Raw genomic sequence first — 19,005 nt, forward strand, 5'->3', positions numbered from 1 at the left:
AGAACCCCAAGCCGTTCGTGTGGACCAAGACCGCCGAAGAGATCATCGATTCACTCGCACGATATTGCCAACGAATTTCAGGCGCAGGACACTAGTGTATCAGCGTCCTCGTCCTCGCATACGCCTTCGCCATGCTGATATACCGCCGCAAGCAGCACGGCTAGCGGTTCAGGAAGCGCTCCAGCTCCCCGCTCACGAACTGCGGATTCTCCTCAACCAGCCAATGCCCCGCATGCGGCACATCCGCCGCCTGGACGATGTCGGTCACCCGCGGAGCCACGGTGGCCCGGATGGCATCAAGCTGGCCCTGGGCGGTCAGAAGCAACGTCGGCACCTTCACCGGCGCCGCGGCCACCGTGTCGCGGACATCCTTGTCCAGCGCTCGGTAAAGCTCGAAACCGCCAGACAGAACCGAGGGCTGACGGTAAGTCCGGGTGTACTCGTTGACTTCGGCGTCGGTGAACGGAGACTTGTCCGAGGTGCCCCCGAACGCTGTCCCGCCAAAGGAAACCTGGGGGTAGAACAGCGCGAGATACTCGCGGACATCATCCCCGACAACAGCTTCCGGAACCCGCCGCTGGGAATGGAAGGCGATGTGCCAGCTCAACGTCCGGTAAGTGGCGGCATTGATCGCGGGCCCAGGCAGCGGAAGGTCGAAATAACCGAGCCGGGAAGTGTCACCGGGGAACTGGCTGGCGTACTGGAATGCCACCGCAGCACCGAAATCGTGCCCGACGACGGCCGCGTCCCGGATCTTCAGCCGCTCGGCGATCAGGGTGTGCACGTACCGCGCCAGTGTGGCTTTGTCGTATCCGCTCGGGGTGCCGGTGCTGTCGCCCAGCCCGGGAAGGTCGATCGCGTAGACGGTGTGGTGTTTCGCCAGCGCGGGCATCACCGGCCACCAGCCGTACCAGGTCTGCGGCCAGCCGTGGATCAGCACGACCGGGCTTCCCTTCCCGCCGGTGACGTAGTGCATGCGGACGCCGTCGACGTCGGCGAATTCGTGCCGGAAGGTGCTCTGGAACGCGGGATCGTCCTGAGTGGCGACGGCATAAGAAGCGGCAGGAGGAGCGGCAGCAGGGGCGGAACAGGCCACGGTGCCGATCGTGAGCAAGAGGGACAGAGCAAGCGCCGTGACAGAGCGCGGCACCAGCCGGGATGCGGTGATCATGTGGCCCAGTTTCGCCAGCCCGCCCCGTCGATGGCACGGAAACTTGCCGTTCCGGCAAGGGGTTGCGCCCGTGCCCGATCGATCAATTCCTTCTAGCCGAACAGGCAAGAACCGGTTCGGCGCAAATCCCGGCGGGTAGGGATGGCGGTGAGGCGGTCGGCACGATCGCCGCTACCGGAGGGATCGCTCGAAATGACCATGCGGAAATTCTGGGCCACAGCCGCTGTCTGCGTCGCCGCCACCGGCGGTTCTCTGCTGCTCAGCGGCACCGCGTTCGCCAGCCACCTCGAGCACAAAGGGCCTTACGAAACCCCGGACGACTGCGTCCGCGCCCTGCGCGCCCTGCCGCCGGACCCCACAGTGGACGGTGCCGAGTGCATTCCCATGAACGGCAAGCACTACATCGAAATCTCGCACACGAACTGAGCCGGGAAGCGGTTTCCCCGGCCGGAAAAACCGGGGAAACCACTTCTCACCCGGCCGCGGCCAGCACCGAACCCGCCGCTTCCACGTGGCGGCAGGACGCTCCCGAATCAGAAGCGGGCACCTCGCCCCGGCACAACCGCTGCTGCTCCTCCCCCAGCGCCGCGTAACCGGGCACCGGGCGCGGACCGCTCGCGGGCCCGAGGGGCTCGGCAGGTCGCCAGCCAGCCGGATCCGGCGTGAGCAGTCCGCGCCTGGCGACGGATCGGGCACGGCGGACAGCAGCGCCCGGCCGTCGCGGGCCTCGCGCAAGGTGGTGGCGCTCAACAGCGTTGTGCGGGCGAAGGCGTCTTTAGTCAGTCGGGAAAGTTCGTGTTGCGGCTGCCCGGCTGCGCGGCGACGAGGACCAGGCCGGCGAGGAAGTCGCCCCGGCAGGCGTGAGACCGGGCCGACAACCTTTTCGGCGCCCTTCGTGGCAGCTTCGGAGTCGTTTGGCCGGAGGTCTTGAGTGAAGCGCGGTTTCCCCTTGGCGCAGGCGGATTCCAACTGCTGTTTGGAACGGGTCAGGCTATCCGCCTTCTTGCATTCCTCCGGGGACACCGTGCGCTAGCAACAGCTCATCGAGCGGCCGAACGCAGGCAGCCAGCCCCGTCCGGTGGAGGGTCAGCGGATCCTCAGTCCGGCCCATCCGATACACCCCGAGGCAGGAACTCGAAGTCGCTACCAAGCCGTGGCGGCTCCATCCGCAGTTTCCAAACCTGATGGAACAGTTCGTGGAACTGGGCTACGCCTGGTGGGCCGATGTCGGCAGACCGCGGGCGGCTGACCCGCAGCCAGGCTAACGAACTCTTCTGACAGCTGCGCCCAAACGCGGAAACCTGGCGGTCGATCTGAGGCAGGCCAGAGGGAACGCTCCCGACAACAGACCCAGCGCCCGGCCGCTCTGCAGGCGGTCCCGGCCGAGAGACTTGCTCTTCCGGTCAATCGGCTGCCAGCGCTCAGTCCTCGCCGCGCCCCAGCCCGCGCAAATGCCGTCCGCTCTCCATGTGCTCCATCAACAACGCTTCCACGGTATCCACATCCCGCCGGGCGATCGCCTCGTACAGCTCCCGGTGCTCCCCCGCCACCCGCTCCAGATCGTCATGCTGCCCCAGCAGCCATCGCATCCGGCTGCGCAGCGTCAGCTCCAGTTCGTTCAGCAGTTCGTTCCCCGCCATCGCCGTCACGGCCTCGTGGAAGTCTGCCGCCGCGCGGTGCGCGGTGACCGCGTCTCCGGCGGCGGCAGCGGCTGTTTCCTCGTCCAGCGCGGCACGGAGCTGATCCAGCCCGGCGCGCGAATGGCGGGTCGCGGCGAGCTTGAACGTCAGGACTTCCAGCGCCGCGCGGACTTCCTGCAGGTCCGCGATATCGCTCGCGGTGAACTCCCGCACCACTGCCCATGTCCGGGGCCGCGGCGTGACCAGGCCTTCGGCCACCAGCGCCTTCAGCGCGTCCCGCACCGGAACCCGGCTCACGCCCAGGTCCGCGGCGAGATCCCGTTCGACCAGCTTGCTGCCCGGTTTGCGCACCCCGTCCAGGATCTCGTCCCGGAGCTGCCGGACGACCCGGTCGGTCTCGGATTCGACGCCCTGTTCCGCTGCCATCCGGCCATTCTCGCACCACCGCCCGGACCGTCCACTGTGGCCGGTGCTGCTCAGCGAGGATTCTCCTTCCGCCACGCCGCGTAATCCGCCACCGCCGCCCGCACGTCGAACTCCGGCGCGAAGCCGGTTTCCTCCTTGAGCCGCGAAATATCCAGATACGGCCCGGTCTCTCCGCCGGACTGGAGCTGATCCGGAAGCCCCGGGACCAGCTCCGCCAGCGCCTCCGCGAACTCCCGGTTCGTCACCGGCTGTCCGCTCGACACGTTGTACGTCTGATATCTCAGTGAAGGCTTCGTCATCAGCAACGCGATCGCGCGGCCCGCGTCCGGTGCGTAGCAGCAGTCGAACCCCTCGTCGGCGACCAGCGAGCGCGGCGTGACCCCGCACAGGCCCGCGTTGAGATATGACGGAATCGGGAAGAACGGCGATTCCGGGTCCACGAGCGGGCCCCACACGGTCCCGATCCGCAGCACCACCGGCTCGACACCGCTCCCCTGCAGGCTGTGCGTCGTCAGCGGTTCGACGGCCTTCTTGAACGCCACGATCAGATGCGGCAGATCCGCGGTCGGCAACGGAAGATCCTCGTGCCAGGAAGGCTCGTCGCGTCCGAGGTACACGCCGAGGCTGCTCGCGACGGCGAACCGGCGCACCCGCCACGTCCGGGCCGCGTCCAGGGCGTTGGTCAGACCGGCCAGGTCCGTCCGGAAGAACGCGACCGGGTCGTCGCCCGGGATGCTGCCCGCCAGGTGGACGATCGCGGTGATGTCGTAGCGGTCGCCGAGCGCGAGGAAGGCGTCCCGGTCGGTCACGTCGAGCGTTTCCACGGCGACGCGGCCCGCGAGGAACGACGGGACGTCCGTCCGCCGGTGCCCGGTGACGAGCACGTCGTGCCCGAGATCGGCGAGCGCCCGGGCTGTGTGCGCGCCGATCATGCCGAGCCCGCCGGTCACGAGGATCACCGCGGCACCTCGCAGCGTGTGGTCGAGAACTTTGTCATGCCGCGACGCTACGGCCCGGCCTCCCGCCGGTTCTTGAACAAATCGCGCATCAGAAGTGCGTGCCGCCGTCGATGCGGACCTCGGTGCCGGTGATGAACGCCGCGTCCTCGCTGGCGAGCATCGCGACGACCGACGCGACTGTCTCCGGACCGGCGAACCCCTGGCCCAGCGCGGGAAGCAGCTTGCCGAGCAGAGTGAAATCGGCGTCCTCGGGGAAGCCGGGGCCGACGCTCTGCTTGCTCTTTCCGCTGCCGTCGGTCATGCCGGACGAGATCGAACCGGGCTGGACGGCGGTGAACCGGATGCCGTCCTTCGCGTATTCGGACGCGAGCGCGTGCGTCATCGACTGGATGCCGCCCTTGCTCGCCGCGTACGCCGCCATGTACGGGTGCGCGAACATCGCGGACGTCGAACTGAAGTTCACCACCGCGGGCGCGGAACCCTCGCGCAGCGCCGGGATCGACTCGCGGATCACCAGGAACGTGCCGACCAGGTTGACGCGCAGCACCTGCTCGAACGCCTCCACCGGCATCTCGTGGGTGTGCGCCGACCGCAGGATGCCCGCGGCGTTGACTACCGCGTCCAGCCCGCCGAGCTGCTCGACCGCCGACGCGACCCCAGCCTTGACCGACGCTTCGTCGGCGACGTTCACGACCACAGTGCCCAGCCGGTCCGCCGCGTCGCCGGCCTTCTCGACGGTGTCTTCCAGGCCCGCTTCGCTCACGTCAGCGGCGACGACGCGCCCGCCTTCGGCCAGCATCCGCAGGACCGTCGCCTGCCCGATGCCCGAGCCCGCTCCGGTGACCAGTACGCGGCGTCCTTCGTAACGGTTCATGGCCCGCTCCTTTCCTCTGCCGTCACTTTACGCCTAGATGGCAGACTGTGCCACTCTGGCGAGATAGGCACCATTGGCAGCAATCGGGTAGCGTGGCCGTGGTGAGCGGAAAGACCCCGACCCTGACCGAACGGCGCAAAGCGGCGACGCAACTCGACATCGCTCGCGCCGCAGCGCGCCTGTTCACCGAGCATGGCGCACAGGGGACGACCGCGGAAGCGATCGCCGCGGCGGCAGGCGTCGCGCCGCGCACCTTCTACCGCTACTTCCGCACCAAAGAGGACGCGGTCGCACCACTGCTGGTCGTCGGCGCCGACTCGTGGCGCGAGCACCTCGCGTCGACGCCCAAAGGCACGCCGTTGCTGAAGGCGGTCGAAGACGCGATCCACAAGACGATCTCCGCCGCCGACGCCACCCAGGAGTTCACCTGGACGCGCGGCCTGCTGCGGGCCGCGAGCGGGGACGATTCGGCGCTGGCGGCCGTGTGGCACCGGGTGAACGGCGAATCCGAAACCCGGCTGCGGCCGGTGCTGGCGAAGCTGGCGCCGGAGACGGACGAGGTGACCGTGCATCTGGTCGCGGCCGCGGCGACGGACGCGATCCGGATTTCGCTGGAGATGTGGGCCGGGACCGATGAGAAGGCGGCACCGGTCGAGCTGGCGGTCCGGTGTTTCCGCGGGCTGTCCGGCGGGCTCGACGTCGCACGGAGCCGCTGAACTTCCGCTCTCTACCCCGGTGCAAGCTCGGCATACGAATGGATTCCGGAGGCTTGTGCGCCCGATCGGCGTGCGCCCGCTCTCCGCCGGCCAATGCCGCTCGCTTCGGTTCGCGGACGAGCGGGCCTAGTCGACGCCTGGCCGTGGGATGTCGCGCGGCATTCGATCCCCGGCGACCGCATCCGGCGCGACCACACTCCTTGCGTCAGGAACTCCGGCGTCGCTCTGCCGCAAGGGGCCGCCGGGACAACTCGCCCTGAGCGCCAGTCGACGATCGCGGTCGCACTCAACGCCGCGACCAGTTTTGCCCGGACCGAACGCGCAGCATCCGGTCTACCAAAGTGTGACTCAGCCAACCACAGCCCGGCCGACAGCGTCCAAATCGGACAAACAACCAAGAGCCCGCACCCAGATCCTCACCAGATCGCTTTCACTGCCCTGAACCAACCGCCCACCCGACGATCTGGAACGGTCGCGGGCCCGCATCGTTCCCGCCCGCACCCTTGACAACCCGCCACCAGCCGCGCTTATGGTATACCAAACGACGAAGGGTGTGCGCGATGAAGCGTTCCGCAGTGGTGGCCGCGGTGGCCTTCACCCCCTACGTGGCGATGATCGGCGGCCTGCCCTGGTTCAGCGGCGACGGCCGGATCTGGTTCCTCCCCGAGATCGGGTTCTGGATCCTCCTCTGGGTGGCCCTCACGCCCGTCTTCCTCGGCGTCGCCGACCGCATCCGGCGCCCGGGCGCCGCCGAAACCGAGCAGGAGCAGCGATGAACGCGGGCGCGGTGGTAGCGCTGGCCGTGGTGGCACTGGCGGTGGTCATCGGACTCGCCGCGCGCGGCCGGAAGCAGATGAACCTCGAACAGTGGACGGTCGCCGGACGGTCGTACGGGACGCTGCTGTTCTGGGTGCTCGCCGCGGGCGAGACCTACTCGACCTTCACCTATCTCGGCGCCTCCGGGTTCGCCTACGCCAACGGCGGCGCGGCGTTCTACATCGCCGGCTACGGCACGTGCGCCTTCGTCCTGTCCTACTTCTTCCTCCCTCCATTGTGGAGGTACGCGAAGAAGCACAACCTCGTCACACAAGCGGATTTCTTCACCCACCGGTTCCGCAGCCCGTGGTTCGGCGCGCTGACCGCGATCGTCGGCGTGGCGTTCATGATCCCCTACATCGAGGCGCAGCTGCTCGGGCTCGGCCAGATCGTCGAGACCACGACCGGCATCAACCGGGTCACCAGCATGGTGCTGGCGGTCGTGCTGATCGCGGTGTTCGTCTACGCGTCCGGGATGAAGGCCGCCGCGTGGGTGTCGGTGCTCAAGGACATCCTGCTGATCGGCACCGTGCTGGTCGTCGGCATCGCGATTCCGGTGCACTACTTCGGCGGCTTCGGGCATCTCATCGACACCGTGCAGACGCAGCACCCCGGCTTCCTCGGCGTACCGGCGCCGGGCAGCCCGCTCGGCGTGCCGTGGATGATGTCGACCCTGCTCGTCACGAGCGCGGCGTTCTTCATGTTCCCTCACGCACTGGCCGCGATGTACACCGCGAAGTCCGAGCAGACGATTCGCCGCAACGCGATTTACCTTCCCCTGTACCAGATCCTGATCGCGCTGACGCTGTTCGTCGGCTTCGCCGCGGTGCTGGTCGTGCCGGGTCTGAAGGGCAGCGCCACCAACGGCGCGCTGCTTTCGCTGACCGTGAAGACCATGCCGTCGTGGGTGGTCGGCCTTGTCGGCGGTGCGGGCGCGCTGGCCGCGATCGTACCGATCAGCCTGCTGCTCCTGCAGTCCGCGACACTGCTGGCCCGCAACGTCTACCAAGGCGTGCTGCGGCCGAAAACCTCCGAACTGGGCGTGTTCCGGCTGTCGCGCGGCCTGGTCGTCGTGGTGACCGCGGTGGCGCTGCTGTTCGCGATCTTCCAGCCCGCGCTCCTGGTGAACCTGCTGCTGACCGGCCAGAACGGCGTGTCCCAGTTCTTCCCGGCGATCGTGCTGGGGCTGGTGTGGCGGCGGCTGACCAAGGCGGGCGCGGCGACCGGGCTCGTGGTCGGCGTCGCGATCGTCGCGTGGACGGTCCTCGCCTCGAAGAACACGTTGTGGGGCCTCAATCCCGGCCTGCTCGCGATCATCGTCAACGTCGTGCTCACCGTCGGCGTCAGCCTCGCCACCTCCGAGCGGCGTGAGCCGACCGTCCGCGCCGAAGCCGTGGAGGGTGTCGCGTGAACCTGTTGCTGCGCAACGTCCGGCCCGGCGGCGGCGATCCGACAGACGTGCTGGTGCGCGACGGCCGGATCGCCGGATTCGGGCCCACCGAAGCAGATGTTCCCGTCGAGGACGGCGGAGGCGCGTTGCTGCTGCCCGGCCTCGTCGACGCCCACTGTCACCTCGACAAGACCCTGTGGGGCCTCCCCTGGGTGCCGAACACCTCGGGTTCCGTCCTCGCCGACCGGATCTCGAACGAACAGCGCCGCCGCAAGGAATTCGGGCTCCCCTCGCCCGGACCCGCCGCCGCGCTGCTCGACGCGATGATCGCGAACGGCACTTCATTCGTCCGCGCGCACACCGATGTCGACCCCGAACTGGGACTGTCCGGCATCGAGGCGGTGCGGGAGGCGGCGGCGCGGCATCGCGGCCAGGTCACCGTCGAGCAGGTCGCCTTCCCCCAGGGCGGCCTGCTCACCCGGCCCGGCACGCTGGAGCTGCTGGAGCGGGCCGTGGCGTCCGGCGTGGAGAACGTCGGCGGCATCGACCCGGCGGGCTACGACCGCGATCCGCGCGGGCACCTGGACGCGATCTTCGACATCGCCGCGCGGCACGGCTGCGGCGTCGACCTGCACCTGCACGACGAAGGTCCGCTCGGGGCCTGGGAAATCGAGCTCGTCATCGAGCGGACGAAGGCGCTCGGCCTCGCCGGGAAGGTCGCGATCGGCCACGCGTTCGGCATCTGCGGCATCCCGGACGCGCAGCAGGACCGGCTGCTCGAAGGCCTCGCGGAGCAGCAGATCACGCTCACCACCGCGGCGGTGTACGACCGGCCGGTGCCGCCGCTGGCCAAAATGCGGGCAGCGGGAGCGAACGTCGCGTGCGGCAACGACGGCATCCGCGACCTGTGGGGACCGTACGGCGACGGGGACATGCTGACGCGCACGATGCACCTGGCGTACCGCAGCTCGTTCCGAACCGACCCGGAGATCGAAATCGCGCTGCACGCGGCGACGTACGGCGGCGCGAAAGCATTGCGCCTCAAGGATTACGGTTTGCAGATCGGCGACCACGCTGATTTCTTCTTGGTAGACGCCGTGTACCCGGCCGAAGCCGTCGTGTCCCATCCTCCGCGGCGGCTCGTGGTGAAGGGCGGGGCTGTCGTCTCGCGGCGATAGCCCCGCCCGCCGCTATTCCTGGAACGCCGGGAAGGTCGGAGGGAACAACTCCCCCGCCTCCCGGCGTTCGACGTCCCGCTCAGGATACGCGGCACGCATCTTCTCGAACAACGCCTGCGCGCGGCGGCGGAGGTCCTGCTCGTCGACGCCGGGAACGTGCCCGTCCACCAGCACTGGTCGACCCGCGACGACGGAATGCGTTGCCTGACGGGCGGTTCCGCTGAGCAGGAACGCGCGGATCGGATCGTCCCGCACACCGTCGCGGAGGTCGCCGACGTGGAACGCGACGAGATCCGCCTGCGCGCCCGGAGCCAGCTTGCCGAGGTCGTCGCGGCGGAGCGCGCGGGCGCCGCCGAGCGTCGCGGCTTCGACGTACCACTCAGCCGGAGCCGCGTCGGCGCGGTCGTCCATCACCTTCGCCAGGTGCACGCCGACATCCATGCCACGCACCAGGTCCGGAGGGAAGGAATCCGTGCCCAGACACAGGTTCAGGCCCGCTTCGCGGTAGTCGCGGAAGGAGCGCAGGGCGTGGCCGTAGCGGAACGAGGTGAGCGGGCAATGGATGACCGACACCCCGGACGCGGCGAGCGTCGCGACATCGCCGCGGTCCTCGCCGTAGACGTCGGGGTGGCGGTCGAGGACCTGGCCGTGCGGGATCAGCAGCCGGTCGCCGAGCAGACCGGTGCGGTTGAGCATTTCCAGCGGCGTTACGCCGTAACGGTCCAAGATCAGTTCCCGCTCCAGCACGCCTTGCAGGCAATGGAGCCGCACCAGGACGTCGCGGTGGCGCGCCGCGTCGGCGGTGGCGCGCATGAGGTCTTCGGTGAGGGTTTCGATGCGGCACGGCAACAGAACGCCGTTGACGAGCGGATCCGCTAATTCCGTTACGTGGTCGAGAAATCGCAGCGCGTCGGCCAGCCCCTCCTCGCCGCGGGACTCGGCGAAGGCCACGGTGCGCGTACCGTCCACAGTGGCCACATTGACGCCGGAACGGTAAGCAGGGCCCAGATATCCGCGCAGTCCGAGGTTCCGCGAGAAGTCCGCCATGGCGACGAGTTCCTCGTACGGCTCGGCCCACGAAGAATGGACCTCCGACGCGATCGGCATGAACGTCGTGATGCCGTGCAGCGCCAGTTGAACGAGCGCGTACTCGCGAATGGTCTGCCGTTCTTCCGGAGTGAAGACGTCGCGGCGGCGGTGCGTGAAGTAGTCCTCGGACCACTGCAGCCCGGTCGCACGGTCCGCGGTGGCCCAGGAATCGAGGACGAGATGGTCGACATCGGTCAGTGCGTCGAGGTCGATCAGACCCGGGAGGACGAGCGATTCGCCGAGGTCGACGTCCAGATCAGTCGTTCCGGCATACCGCGGGCCGACGTAGGTGACGACGTCGTCCTCCCAGACGACCTCGCCGTTTTCCAGCAAGGCGTGCCGCCCGTTCTGATGGGCAAGCACATGGCGCGCACGCCAGCGAGTACGCATCGGGTTCCTTCCGCTCGGTGCATTTAGGTATACCAAAAGGCGGAACCTGGCGGCCAGACCTTGCCCGGGGCGGGTTTTTCCGGGAACCTGGGAGAAGGTTCGCCGATACTGTCGGTGACGGCGGCGGGAGGGGATCGGATGGAGCCGGGTTTCGCCTCGGAATCGGAGCGCGTGACGGAGCGGCTGCGAAACGAGATCCTCGACGGCACGCGCGCTCCCGGCAGCAAGCTCGTCGAGCGGGATCTGGCCGCGGAGATGGGCGTGAGCCGGGTGCCGGTGCGGGATGCGTTGCGCGCGCTGGGAAACGAAGGCCTGGTGACGCCGCGGCCGCGCTCGTGGTCGGTGGTGCGGGAGTTCACCGCGTCGGATGTCGCGGACCTGAACGAGGTGCGCACGGCCTTCGAGGGGCTCACTTTCCGGCTCGCCGCGCAGCGCCGCACGCGCGAGGGCCTGGCCCGGCTGCGGGAGGTCCTCGATACGGAACTGCGCGCCGCCCGAGCCGGCGACGCGGTTTCGGCTCGCCGCGCCGCCGCGGATTTCCACGAGGTCGTGACGTCGCTGTCGGCGAACGAACTGCTCGGCGAACTGGAACGGACGCTGCGCAGCCGGATGCGATGGCTGCTCGGCCAGCATGACGACCTGGAAGCCATGGCGGCGGAGCATGAGCTTCTGTACGAGGCGATCGTGGACCGGGATGTCGAGCGGGTGGAACGGCTGGTGCTGGCCCACCTCGCGACGGGCACTAGCGAGGCGGCGCGTCGGCATCCGGCGGGGGAAGCCGGTTCGGCGGGGTGAGCCGCTTCGTTCGTGGCATCTCGCTGTTTGACGAGTCGCGGGATATCGCGGCGTGGTGGGGCGGCAGCGCACTCTGCCGGGGTCCCGACGCTGCTGCGCGGGGATTCCCCGGTTGGTGAGATCTCAGGAGCTGCCGGGTTTGCGGCTGGGCTGGCCGCGATATCCCGAGTCCCATCGCGATTCGATCAACCGGTGCCGGTGGGATATCAGTCGCGCTCCATTGCGGACAGTCCGGCACTGGTGAGATCTCAACGCCATCCAGTCCGGCAGCATTGAGATCTCAGGGGTGGCACCGCGCCTCCGCCTCCGAGATCTTCGGGGACCGGGGGCCGGTACGAGTCCGCAGCGGTGAGATCTCACGATCGGCACTGCGCCCACGCCCGCGAGATCTCCGCGGAACCGAGGAGTCCGCATCAGGCTGAAGGGTTGAGATCTCAGGTGCGGCACCACGCCTGCCACGTGAGATCTCACGAGGCCCAGGCGTTGGCACCGGTCCGCGGCGTTGAGATCCCAGGGGCAACGCCACGCTCGCCCGACGAGATCTCGCAGAGCCAAGTTTTCCGCACCAACCCCGCCATTGAGATACTAAGAGCGGCACCACACTCGCCCCCACGAGATCTCGCAGGGCCGAAGCCTCCACACCAACCCGCACCATTGAGATCTCAGGTGCAGCGCCACACCCTCCCCGTGAGATCTCACGAGGCCTAGGCGTTGGCACCAGCCCAGCAAGCTCCCCGACCCCGCCGCGTCAGAGGTCGACGACCGCCAGGCCGTCCGCCACTACGACGCCGTCGTGCAGCACCGTGCGGTCCTTGCCACGGTCCATCACCGCGCTCGTCGGGGTCTCGCCGTCCACCAGGACCAGGTCCGCACGGTCGCCGACCCCCACCCCGGGCCGGTCGGCGATGCCTGCCAGCCGCGGGACGTCGTGGCTCATGATCGACGCGCCGCCCATCGTCGCGACCGCCAGCGCCATCTCGATCAGTTCGTCGCGGCGGAAACCGTGGGTGAAGGCCAGCTGCCAGGTACGGTCGAGGAGGTCGCAGTTGCCGTACGGGCTCCAGTAGTCCCGCTGGCCGTCCTCCCCCAGTCCGACGCGCACGCCCGCGGTCGTCAGGTCCGCGAGCGACAACTGCCGGTCGACAGACGGCGCGACGGTCGCCATCGCGATGTCCAGCTCCGCGAACGTGTCGATGAGACGACGGCTCACCGCCTCCGAAACCGACCCCAGCTCGTACGCGTGCGACATCGTCACCTTGCCGCGCATGTCCAGCGCGCGGACCCGCTCGATCACCAGGTCGGTCGAGAACACGCCGAGATGCCCCGGCTCGTGCAGGTGGATGTCCACCTCGACGCCGTACTTCTCGGCCAGCCCGAACACGACGTCCAAGTGCCCCTTGGGATCCTTGTCCAGCGAACACGGATCAATCCCGCCGACGACCGACGCCCCCGAACGCAGCGACGCCTCCAGCACGTCCACCGTGCCGGGCTCGCGCAGGATCCCGGCCTGCGGAAACGCCATCACCTCGACGTCGGCGTGCGCGGCGAACCGCTCCTTGGCCGCCAGCACAGCGTCGAGCTTCTCGAGCTGACAGTCCACGTCGACCTGCGCGTAGGTGCGCACGCGAGTGGTTCCGTTCGCGATCATCCGCTCCAGCGTGCCCGCGACGCGTTCGGGCAGCGGGACTTCGGCGTTCCGCCAGTTCTCGCGGTCGTTCAGCATCATCGCCCACACCCCCGGCGCCCCGGTGTGCGGCCGGAACGGCAGCCCGATCCGCGTCGAGTCGAGGTGGACGTGCACGTCGCTGAACGACGGGAACAGCAACCGCCCGCGCCCCTCGACCACGTCCGGCCCAGGCGCGGCCGCCGGATCATGCGGCCGGACCGCGGCGATCCGGTCGCCGGCCACCTCGACGTCGCTGCGCTGACCGCCCCAGGGACGGACGTCACGGATCAACACGGAGAGCACCTTTCTCAGCGGGAGCGCTTTGGTATACCAAGAGTACAAGGTCTCGCCGAACCGCGTCCTCCGCATAAGCTCATCGGCGAAGCCCGCCGCCGGAGGAATGCCGATGACCGAGAAATCGCCAGTGGACGACCGGTACCGGCTGGATCCGGGCTGGACTTGGCTGGCCTCCCCCGCTGGCGTAGTCCTCGACGGCGGCGCTCTGACCTTCGTGCGCGAGATGAGCCCGGCAGAGGTGTTCCGGACGTTCGACCTCGATCCAGACTCGGCGCGGACGATGACCGCGCGCGAAGCGCTGACCGACCCCGTGCTGCAGACGGCCGCGTTCGACGACGGGCCGCAGTGGATTCGCGTCGCCGAGTCCGGCGAATGGACAGTCGCGATCGAGTACTTCCAGCAGAAAACCCATGTCGACAGCATCTCGAGCCACCTGGCCCGTGACACCGAGGTCGTCTTCGTCGCCGCGAACGAAGGCGAACCCGCGGTATTCAGCTACCTCTCGCACGGCGAATACGTCTTCGCCCTCGAGTGCGGCGCACCGTACGACACTCGCGGAGCGCGCTATCCGCACCTGTTCGACGAGGAGATGTTCGCTGCGGGCCTCCTCGATTTCAGCCCGATCATGCCGATCGGGGACTGCGTGGTCGCGATGATGGCGATCCTGAGCAGACGCCTCGGCTTCAACCTGTCTCCGGAAACGGTCACCGGACCGCTCCCCACCGCCTACCGGATGCACCAGTACCGGCCGCCGAATCCGCCGCCCAGGCTCAACCGGCAAGCAGGCGGAGAAGCCGAGCGGTCTCCGACGCCACCGCCGTCCTCCCCAACCGGACGTACTTCCGGGGATCCACCGCCTCCGGCTGTTCCTCCAGGAACTGCCGCACCGACCGCGTGAACAGACCATTCAGGTGCGTTGAGATATTAACCTTCGTCATCCCGCTCACCACGGCCCCGCGCAGTTCCTCATCGGACAGTCCGGACGAGCCGTGCAATACCAGCGGGACCGGGACAGTATCTCGCAATCGGGTCACCAGCGAACGATCGACTTGAGCGGTCCGTTCCACCATCGCGTGGGACGTCCCCACCGCCACCGCCAGTGCGTCGACTCCGGTGGCGGCGACGAAATCGGCCGCTTCGGCGGGGTCGGTGCGGGCACCGGGGGCGTGTACCCCGTCCTTGCCGCCGACCTCGCCTAGTTCCGCTTCCACTGCCACGCCCGCGTCGTGGCACAGGTCGGCGATTTCGCGGGTCATGCGCAGGTTTTCCGCGTAGGGCAGATGCGATCCGTCGTACATCACGCTGTCGACGCCCAACGCGATGCCTTCGCGGATCAGCTCCGGGTCTTCGATGTGGTCCAGGTGCACCAACACCTCGACGGACGCGCGGCGGGCGATTTCCAGCGACGCCAAGGTGATCGGGGCCAGGCCGCCGTGATAGCGGACGCAGTTTTCGCTGATCTGCAGCACCACCGGCAATCCGGCTTCGTGCGCGCCTTCGGCGATGGCCTCGGCGTGCTCCAGCATGATCACGTTGAACGCGCCCACGGCGGAACCGCGCTCGCGGGCGGCGGCCAGCAGCTGGGGCAGGTCGGGTCGGGTGATCATGCGGGGGCTCCGTTCAGGAATCGGTGGTAGGCGGGCAGATCGACCTCGCCGGCGACGGGGCGGAGGACGGCTGCGGCACCCAGAGCGGCGGCGGTGCGGAGGGCTTCGATCAGGGGGCGACCGGCGGCGAGGGCTGCGGCCAGTCCGGCGGTCGCGGCGTCTCCGGCACCGGTGGGGTTGCCGTGCACGCCGGGGATGGCCGGGACGGTGAAGACACCACCCGGGGTGTAGGCAGCGATACCGTCCGCCCCGCACGAAACGACGACCAACTCCGCGCCACGGCGGACAAGCGTCGCCGCACCGGAAGCTTCATCGGCAGCAGACGTCGCGTCGAGCAGCTCAGCCCGATTCGGCTTCACCACAGCACCGGCCCGCGCCGCAGCCAGCAACGCCGGGCCGGACGCATCGACCAGCGTCCGCGCCCCGGTTTGCCGGGCGATGCGGGCCCACTCCGCGATCAGGTCCGGCGAAGCACCGCGCGGCAAGGATCCGGAGACCACCAGGAACCTGGCACCAGGCAAACATTCAGCCAGCCGCCTGCCGAAAGTCGTCCATTCCACTTCGGACACTTCCGGCCCGGGTTCGGTGTAGACAGTCGGATGGCCATCCCCGGTCACCGTCACGGTGGTGCGGTTCTCGCCGGAAATCGGGACGGCGTCGAACGGAACGTCCAATGTAGACCCGAGCCACCGGCCCGCATCGCCGCCCAATGGAAGCACCGCGCGGACCGGGACGTCCAGCGCGGCGAGCACTCGGGCGACGTTGACACCCTTGCCGCCCGGCCGTCGTCGCACCTCAAGCACCCGGTTGGTGTCGCCGGGAGCATGGGCGCCGATCCGGTAGGTGACGTCGATAGCCGGATTCGGCGTCACGGCGACGATCATCAGGCGAGGATGACCGAGCGCGTCAGCGAGCGCGGACGGTCGGGGTTCAGGCCGCGCCGGGCGGCCACTGCGACGGCGAAGCGTTGCGCCACCACGAGCGCGGCGAGCGGGTCCAGGTCGTGGTGCACGAATCGCGCGCCGGTGCGGGCTACGTCGTCCGCGAGTCCGGCGGGGGGCGAGCCCAGCGACCAGACGAGACGGCCTGGCTGGGCGATGGCGATCGGGCCGTGGCGGTAGTCCATGGCGGGATAGGACTCGGCCCAGAATTGGGCGGCCTCGCGGGTTTTCAGCGCGGCTTCGCAGGCCAGGCCGACGGCGGGGCCGCGGCCGACGAAGGTGACCTGTTCGGCGTCGAGCAGGTCGTCGATCGGTTCGGCCAACGCCTGCGTGCAAGCCGTGGCGAGCTGCTCGATGTCGTCGCCCAGACCGGCGCGCAGCAGGGCGAGCGCGGTGGTGGCGAACCGCGTTTGCACGACGGATTGTTCGTCGGCGAAGGAAAGTTCGACGACCTCGTCCGCGTGCGCGGCAGCGGGACTGTCGCCGACCGCGGTGATCAGCACGGTTCGCTGCGAGGGCATGGCGGCGAGCAGGTCGATGATCTCGGTCGTGGTGCCGGAGCGGGAGATCGCCACGACGCGGTCGTATTCGCGCGACGCCGGGTATTCGGAGCCGGCGAAGGCGTCGGTGCTCCCGTGGCCGCGTCGTTCGCGGGCGACGGCGTAGCTCATCGCGATGAACCAGCTGGTGCCGCAGCCGACGACCGCCACTCGTTCGCCCGGCCGGGGCAGGGCGGCGGACGGGGCGAGGGCGGCTGCCGCGCGCCACATCTCGGGCTGGGAAGCCAGTTCGGCGGCCACGAAGGAGCCGGGGGCATCCGGAAGGGAGGACACGGGATGGAGGCCTTTCGATCCAGGGCGGAAAGCGTGCTCGCAATCGGCACTCTACTTGAGTGTTTTTGATTGGTCTATGCGTTATAGCGCAGATTCAATCACCGAGTCGAGCGGGACCGGCCTCTAGGATGAGCGCCGACCCGCCTCCGACCAGGAACGAGAGACCCGGCATGACGCCCCAGCAACGCCTCAACGCCCTGCTCGAATTGGTGAGCGAACGGGGCAACGTCACGATCGCGGAGATCGGCGACGCGCTCGACGTCTCCCCCGCGACCGCGCGGCGGGACCTCTCGCTCCTCGCCGACCAGCGGCTCGTCACCCGCACGCACGGCGGGGCCGCCGCGCTCGGCACCGGCTACGAACTGCCGCTGCAGTACAAGATCGCCCGGCAGGCCGAGGCCAAGACCGCGATCGCCGAGTGCGCCGCGAACCTCGTGCGACCAGGGGAAACAGTCGGCATCAACGGCGGCACCACGACCACCGAGGTCGCCCGCGCGCTGGGCAAGAGCGAGCGGTTCGTCCGCGCCGACGGCGAAACCGGGCTGACCGTCGTCACCAACGCGCTCAACATCGCCTACGAGCTGTCCGTCCGCGCGCAGGTCAAGATCGTCGTGACCGGCGGCGTCGCCCGGCGGCAGTCCTACGAACTGGTCGGCTCGCTCGTCTCGGACGCGCTCTCGGCCTTCGCGCTCGACACGGTCATCCTCGGCGTCGACGGCCTGAGCGCCCAGTACGGCGCGACCACGCTGCACGAGGGGGAAGCCGAGGTCAGCAGGCACTTCAGCCAGGTCGCGCGGCGCGTGATCGTCGTCGCGGACGCGACGAAGCTGACCAAGGCCACGTTCGCCCGCATCTGCCGGCTCGGCGCGATCGACGTCCTGGTCACCGACGCCGAGGCGCCCGCCTCGTTCACCGCCGACCTGGCCGCCGCCTCCGTGGAGCTCGTCGTCGCCGGATGAGCAGACCTGCCCGTTGCACATTTCTGATTGATTTGCCATCATGCAGATCAATATCACGCAGAAGTGAGGTGGCGACGTGGTGAACCGCGGGGTGCTGCGGGTCGGGGTGGCCGGAGTCGGCCTGCGGGCCGGAATCGCTCGGCACGTGGCGGGATCCGGGATCGCGGCGGAGATCGTCGCCGCGGCGGATCCCGACGAGCGCGGCCGGGCGCGAGCGCGCGAGATGTTCGGCGCCGTCGACATCGTGGCCGGACACCGGGAGCTCGCGAACCTGGTCGACGCCGCGATTGTCACCTCGCCGGACTGGACGCACGCCGAGATCGCCGTCGACCTGCTCCGCGCCGGAGTGGCTGTGTACCTCGAAAAGCCGCTGGCCACCACGCTTCCCGACGCCGACACGGTTCTCGCCGTCGCGCAGGAGACCGGCACCCCGCTCTACATCGGACACAACTTCCGGCACGCGGCCGTCGTCCGCACGCTGCGCGATGTCGTGAACCGCGGCGAAATCGGCGAGGTGAAAACCGTGTGGTGCCGTCATTTCGTCGGCAACGGCGGCGACTACTACTTCAAGGACTGGCACGCCGACCGCAGCCGCGTGAATTCGCTGCTGCTGCAGAAAGCCAGCCACGACCTCGACGTCATCCACTACCTCGCCGGCGGTTTCACCCGCCGCGTCACCGCGATGGGCGACCTGGCCGTCTACGGCGAGATCACCGACCGGAGCGGCCAGGGCGACCGGCTGGCCGACGACTGGTTCTCCTTCGACAATTGGCCCCCTGCCGCGCAAACCGGCCTCAACCCGGTCGTCGACGTCGAAGACCTCTCGATGGTCCACATGCGACTCGACAACGGTGTGCTCGCCAGCTACGAACAGTGTCATTTCACGCCCGATTACTGGCGCAACTACACCGTGATCGGCACCGAGGGCCGCGCGGAGAACTTCGGCGACACCGGTGGCGGCGTGGTGAAAGTATGGAACCGCCGCCGCGGATGGTCGCTGGACGGAGACCGCGAACACCCGATCGACGGTGTCGCATCCGGACACGAGGACGCGGATCTCCTTACCATGAAAGAATTCCTGCGCTACGCAATACACGGCGATCCGCCGGAAATTTCGCCGATCGCCGCCCGCGAGGCCGTGGCGGCGGGCGCGCTCGCCACGCAATCCCTGCGTTCCGGCTCCGTCCCGCTCGACATTCCGCCCCTCCCCGAAACGGTAGCCGCCCATTTCTCCCCGCCGGAAGGAAACCGCAGATGA

General features: G+C 68.8%; 18 protein-coding genes and 1 pseudogene. 9 read left to right on the top strand and 10 right to left on the bottom strand.

All coding sequences use genetic code 11. The features are described 5' to 3' along the window. Positions 1-160 precede the first annotated feature (160 nt). Entirely contained in the window at positions 161-1,171 is a 1,011-nt protein-coding gene (locus tag ACZ7SW_RS34915) for an alpha/beta fold hydrolase (protein WP_470234631.1), read from the bottom strand. 192 nt (positions 1,172-1,363) lie between these two features. On the opposite strand from ACZ7SW_RS34915, the gene ACZ7SW_RS34920 reads away from it, so the two are divergent. After that, positions 1,364-1,597, top strand: coding sequence for a hypothetical protein (locus tag ACZ7SW_RS34920; protein ID WP_470234632.1), 234 nt, complete (start codon positions 1,364-1,366; stop codon positions 1,595-1,597). A gap of 46 nt (positions 1,598-1,643) precedes the next feature. Here ACZ7SW_RS34920 and ACZ7SW_RS34925 read toward each other — a convergent pair whose 3' ends face one another. The 4 genes from ACZ7SW_RS34925 to ACZ7SW_RS34940 all read right to left on the bottom strand — a co-directional run bounded on the left by ACZ7SW_RS34925 (position 1,644) and on the right by ACZ7SW_RS34940 (position 5,070). Next, complete coding sequence (locus tag ACZ7SW_RS34925; RefSeq protein WP_470234633.1) at positions 1,644-1,772, bottom strand: hypothetical protein; 129 nt, start codon at positions 1,770-1,772, stop codon at positions 1,644-1,646. Between the two features lie 820 nt (positions 1,773-2,592). Then, positions 2,593-3,237, bottom strand: coding sequence for a GntR family transcriptional regulator (locus ACZ7SW_RS34930; protein WP_470234634.1), 645 nt, complete (start codon positions 3,235-3,237; stop codon positions 2,593-2,595). A gap of 50 nt (positions 3,238-3,287) precedes the next feature. Further along, entirely contained in the window at positions 3,288-4,196 is a 909-nt protein-coding gene (locus tag ACZ7SW_RS34935) for an NAD-dependent epimerase/dehydratase family protein (protein WP_470234635.1), read from the bottom strand. Between the two features lie 88 nt (positions 4,197-4,284). Next, positions 4,285-5,070, bottom strand: coding sequence for an SDR family NAD(P)-dependent oxidoreductase (locus tag ACZ7SW_RS34940; protein WP_470234636.1), 786 nt, complete (start codon positions 5,068-5,070; stop codon positions 4,285-4,287). A gap of 101 nt (positions 5,071-5,171) precedes the next feature. Here ACZ7SW_RS34940 and ACZ7SW_RS34945 point away from each other — a divergent pair, with 101 nt between their 5' ends. The 4 genes from ACZ7SW_RS34945 (at position 5,172) to ACZ7SW_RS34960 (ending at position 9,170) form a co-directional block, all read left to right on the top strand. After that, complete coding sequence (locus ACZ7SW_RS34945) at positions 5,172-5,786, top strand: TetR/AcrR family transcriptional regulator (RefSeq protein ID WP_470234637.1); 615 nt, start codon at positions 5,172-5,174, stop codon at positions 5,784-5,786. A gap of 560 nt (positions 5,787-6,346) precedes the next feature. Continuing rightward, a complete protein-coding gene (locus ACZ7SW_RS34950) occupies positions 6,347-6,562 on the top strand; it encodes a hypothetical protein (RefSeq protein WP_370937857.1) in 216 nt (71 codons plus the stop codon). Next, the gene (locus ACZ7SW_RS34955) at positions 6,559-8,013 is read left to right on the top strand and encodes a sodium:solute symporter family protein (protein ID WP_470234638.1); all 1,455 of its coding nucleotides are present in this window, start codon (positions 6,559-6,561) and stop codon (positions 8,011-8,013) included. Before ACZ7SW_RS34950 ends, ACZ7SW_RS34955 begins: the two co-directional genes overlap by 4 nt. After that, positions 8,010-9,170 carry an amidohydrolase gene (locus ACZ7SW_RS34960; RefSeq protein ID WP_470234639.1) on the top strand — a complete coding sequence of 387 codons (1,161 nt, stop codon included), beginning with the start codon at positions 8,010-8,012 and terminating at the stop codon, positions 9,168-9,170. Before ACZ7SW_RS34955 ends, ACZ7SW_RS34960 begins: the two co-directional genes overlap by 4 nt. Before the next feature lie 12 nt (positions 9,171-9,182). Here ACZ7SW_RS34960 and ACZ7SW_RS34965 read toward each other — a convergent pair whose 3' ends face one another. Beyond that, positions 9,183-10,649, bottom strand: coding sequence for a chlorohydrolase family protein (locus tag ACZ7SW_RS34965; RefSeq protein ID WP_470234640.1), 1,467 nt, complete (start codon positions 10,647-10,649; stop codon positions 9,183-9,185). Between the two features lie 138 nt (positions 10,650-10,787). Between ACZ7SW_RS34965 and ACZ7SW_RS34970 the strand changes: the two genes are divergently transcribed. After that, entirely contained in the window at positions 10,788-11,444 is a 657-nt protein-coding gene (locus ACZ7SW_RS34970; protein ID WP_470234641.1) for a GntR family transcriptional regulator, read from the top strand. Between the two features lie 748 nt (positions 11,445-12,192). Here the strand turns inward: ACZ7SW_RS34970 and ACZ7SW_RS34975 are convergent. Next, complete coding sequence (locus ACZ7SW_RS34975) at positions 12,193-13,404, bottom strand: amidohydrolase family protein (protein ID WP_470234642.1); 1,212 nt, start codon at positions 13,402-13,404, stop codon at positions 12,193-12,195. Positions 13,405-13,516: 112 nt separating this feature from the next. Here ACZ7SW_RS34975 and ACZ7SW_RS34980 point away from each other — a divergent pair. Beyond that, positions 13,517-13,960, top strand: a pseudogene (locus ACZ7SW_RS34980) (DUF6461 domain-containing protein); the annotation flags it as partial. Between the two features lie 217 nt (positions 13,961-14,177). Here ACZ7SW_RS34980 and ACZ7SW_RS34985 read toward each other — a convergent pair. Genes ACZ7SW_RS34985 through ACZ7SW_RS34995 form a run of 3 tightly spaced genes read right to left on the bottom strand, consistent with a single transcriptional unit; the run spans position 14,178 to position 16,725 of the window. Then, positions 14,178-15,014, bottom strand: coding sequence for a class II fructose-bisphosphate aldolase (locus ACZ7SW_RS34985; RefSeq protein ID WP_470234643.1), 837 nt, complete (start codon positions 15,012-15,014; stop codon positions 14,178-14,180). After that, positions 15,011-15,898, bottom strand: coding sequence for a 1-phosphofructokinase family hexose kinase (locus ACZ7SW_RS34990; protein WP_470234644.1), 888 nt, complete (start codon positions 15,896-15,898; stop codon positions 15,011-15,013). Before ACZ7SW_RS34990 ends, ACZ7SW_RS34985 begins: the two co-directional genes overlap by 4 nt. After that, on the bottom strand, positions 15,898-16,725 hold the full coding sequence (locus ACZ7SW_RS34995) for an SIS domain-containing protein (protein ID WP_470234752.1): 828 nt from the start codon (positions 16,723-16,725) through the stop codon (positions 15,898-15,900). The genes ACZ7SW_RS34990 and ACZ7SW_RS34995 overlap by 1 nt, the downstream gene beginning before the upstream one ends. 233 nt (positions 16,726-16,958) lie before the next feature. Here ACZ7SW_RS34995 and ACZ7SW_RS35000 point away from each other — a divergent pair, with 233 nt between their 5' ends. After that, complete coding sequence (locus tag ACZ7SW_RS35000; RefSeq protein WP_470234645.1) at positions 16,959-17,747, top strand: DeoR/GlpR family DNA-binding transcription regulator; 789 nt, start codon at positions 16,959-16,961, stop codon at positions 17,745-17,747. Positions 17,748-17,823: 76 nt separating this feature from the next. After that, positions 17,824-19,005, top strand: a complete 1,182-nt coding sequence (locus ACZ7SW_RS35005) for a Gfo/Idh/MocA family protein (RefSeq protein ID WP_470234646.1) — start codon at positions 17,824-17,826, stop codon at positions 19,003-19,005.

It is taken from the genome of Amycolatopsis sp. NPDC114484 (assembly GCF_055633755.1).

What these genes read in the sequence shown, in the direction of transcription:
- ACZ7SW_RS34915 (WP_470234631.1), bottom strand. Translation starts at nt 1,171, where the DNA reads ATGATCACCGCATCCCGGCTGGTGCCGCGCTCTGTCACGGCGCTTGCT.
- ACZ7SW_RS34920 (WP_470234632.1), top strand. Translation starts at nt 1,364, where the DNA reads ATGACCATGCGGAAATTCTGGGCCACAGCCGCTGTCTGCGTCGCCGCC.
- ACZ7SW_RS34930 (WP_470234634.1), bottom strand. Translation starts at nt 3,237, where the DNA reads ATGGCAGCGGAACAGGGCGTCGAATCCGAGACCGACCGGGTCGTCCGG.
- ACZ7SW_RS34940 (WP_470234636.1), bottom strand. Translation starts at nt 5,070, where the DNA reads ATGAACCGTTACGAAGGACGCCGCGTACTGGTCACCGGAGCGGGCTCG.
- ACZ7SW_RS34950 (WP_370937857.1), top strand. Translation starts at nt 6,347, where the DNA reads ATGAAGCGTTCCGCAGTGGTGGCCGCGGTGGCCTTCACCCCCTACGTG.
- ACZ7SW_RS34955 (WP_470234638.1), top strand. Translation starts at nt 6,559, where the DNA reads ATGAACGCGGGCGCGGTGGTAGCGCTGGCCGTGGTGGCACTGGCGGTG.
- ACZ7SW_RS34965 (WP_470234640.1), bottom strand. Translation starts at nt 10,649, where the DNA reads ATGCGTACTCGCTGGCGTGCGCGCCATGTGCTTGCCCATCAGAACGGG.
- ACZ7SW_RS34970 (WP_470234641.1), top strand. Translation starts at nt 10,788, where the DNA reads ATGGAGCCGGGTTTCGCCTCGGAATCGGAGCGCGTGACGGAGCGGCTG.
- ACZ7SW_RS34985 (WP_470234643.1), bottom strand. Translation starts at nt 15,014, where the DNA reads ATGATCACCCGACCCGACCTGCCCCAGCTGCTGGCCGCCGCCCGCGAG.
- ACZ7SW_RS34990 (WP_470234644.1), bottom strand. Translation starts at nt 15,898, where the DNA reads ATGATCGTCGCCGTGACGCCGAATCCGGCTATCGACGTCACCTACCGG.
- ACZ7SW_RS34995 (WP_470234752.1), bottom strand. Translation starts at nt 16,725, where the DNA reads ATGTGGCGCGCGGCAGCCGCCCTCGCCCCGTCCGCCGCCCTGCCCCGG.
- ACZ7SW_RS35000 (WP_470234645.1), top strand. Translation starts at nt 16,959, where the DNA reads ATGACGCCCCAGCAACGCCTCAACGCCCTGCTCGAATTGGTGAGCGAA.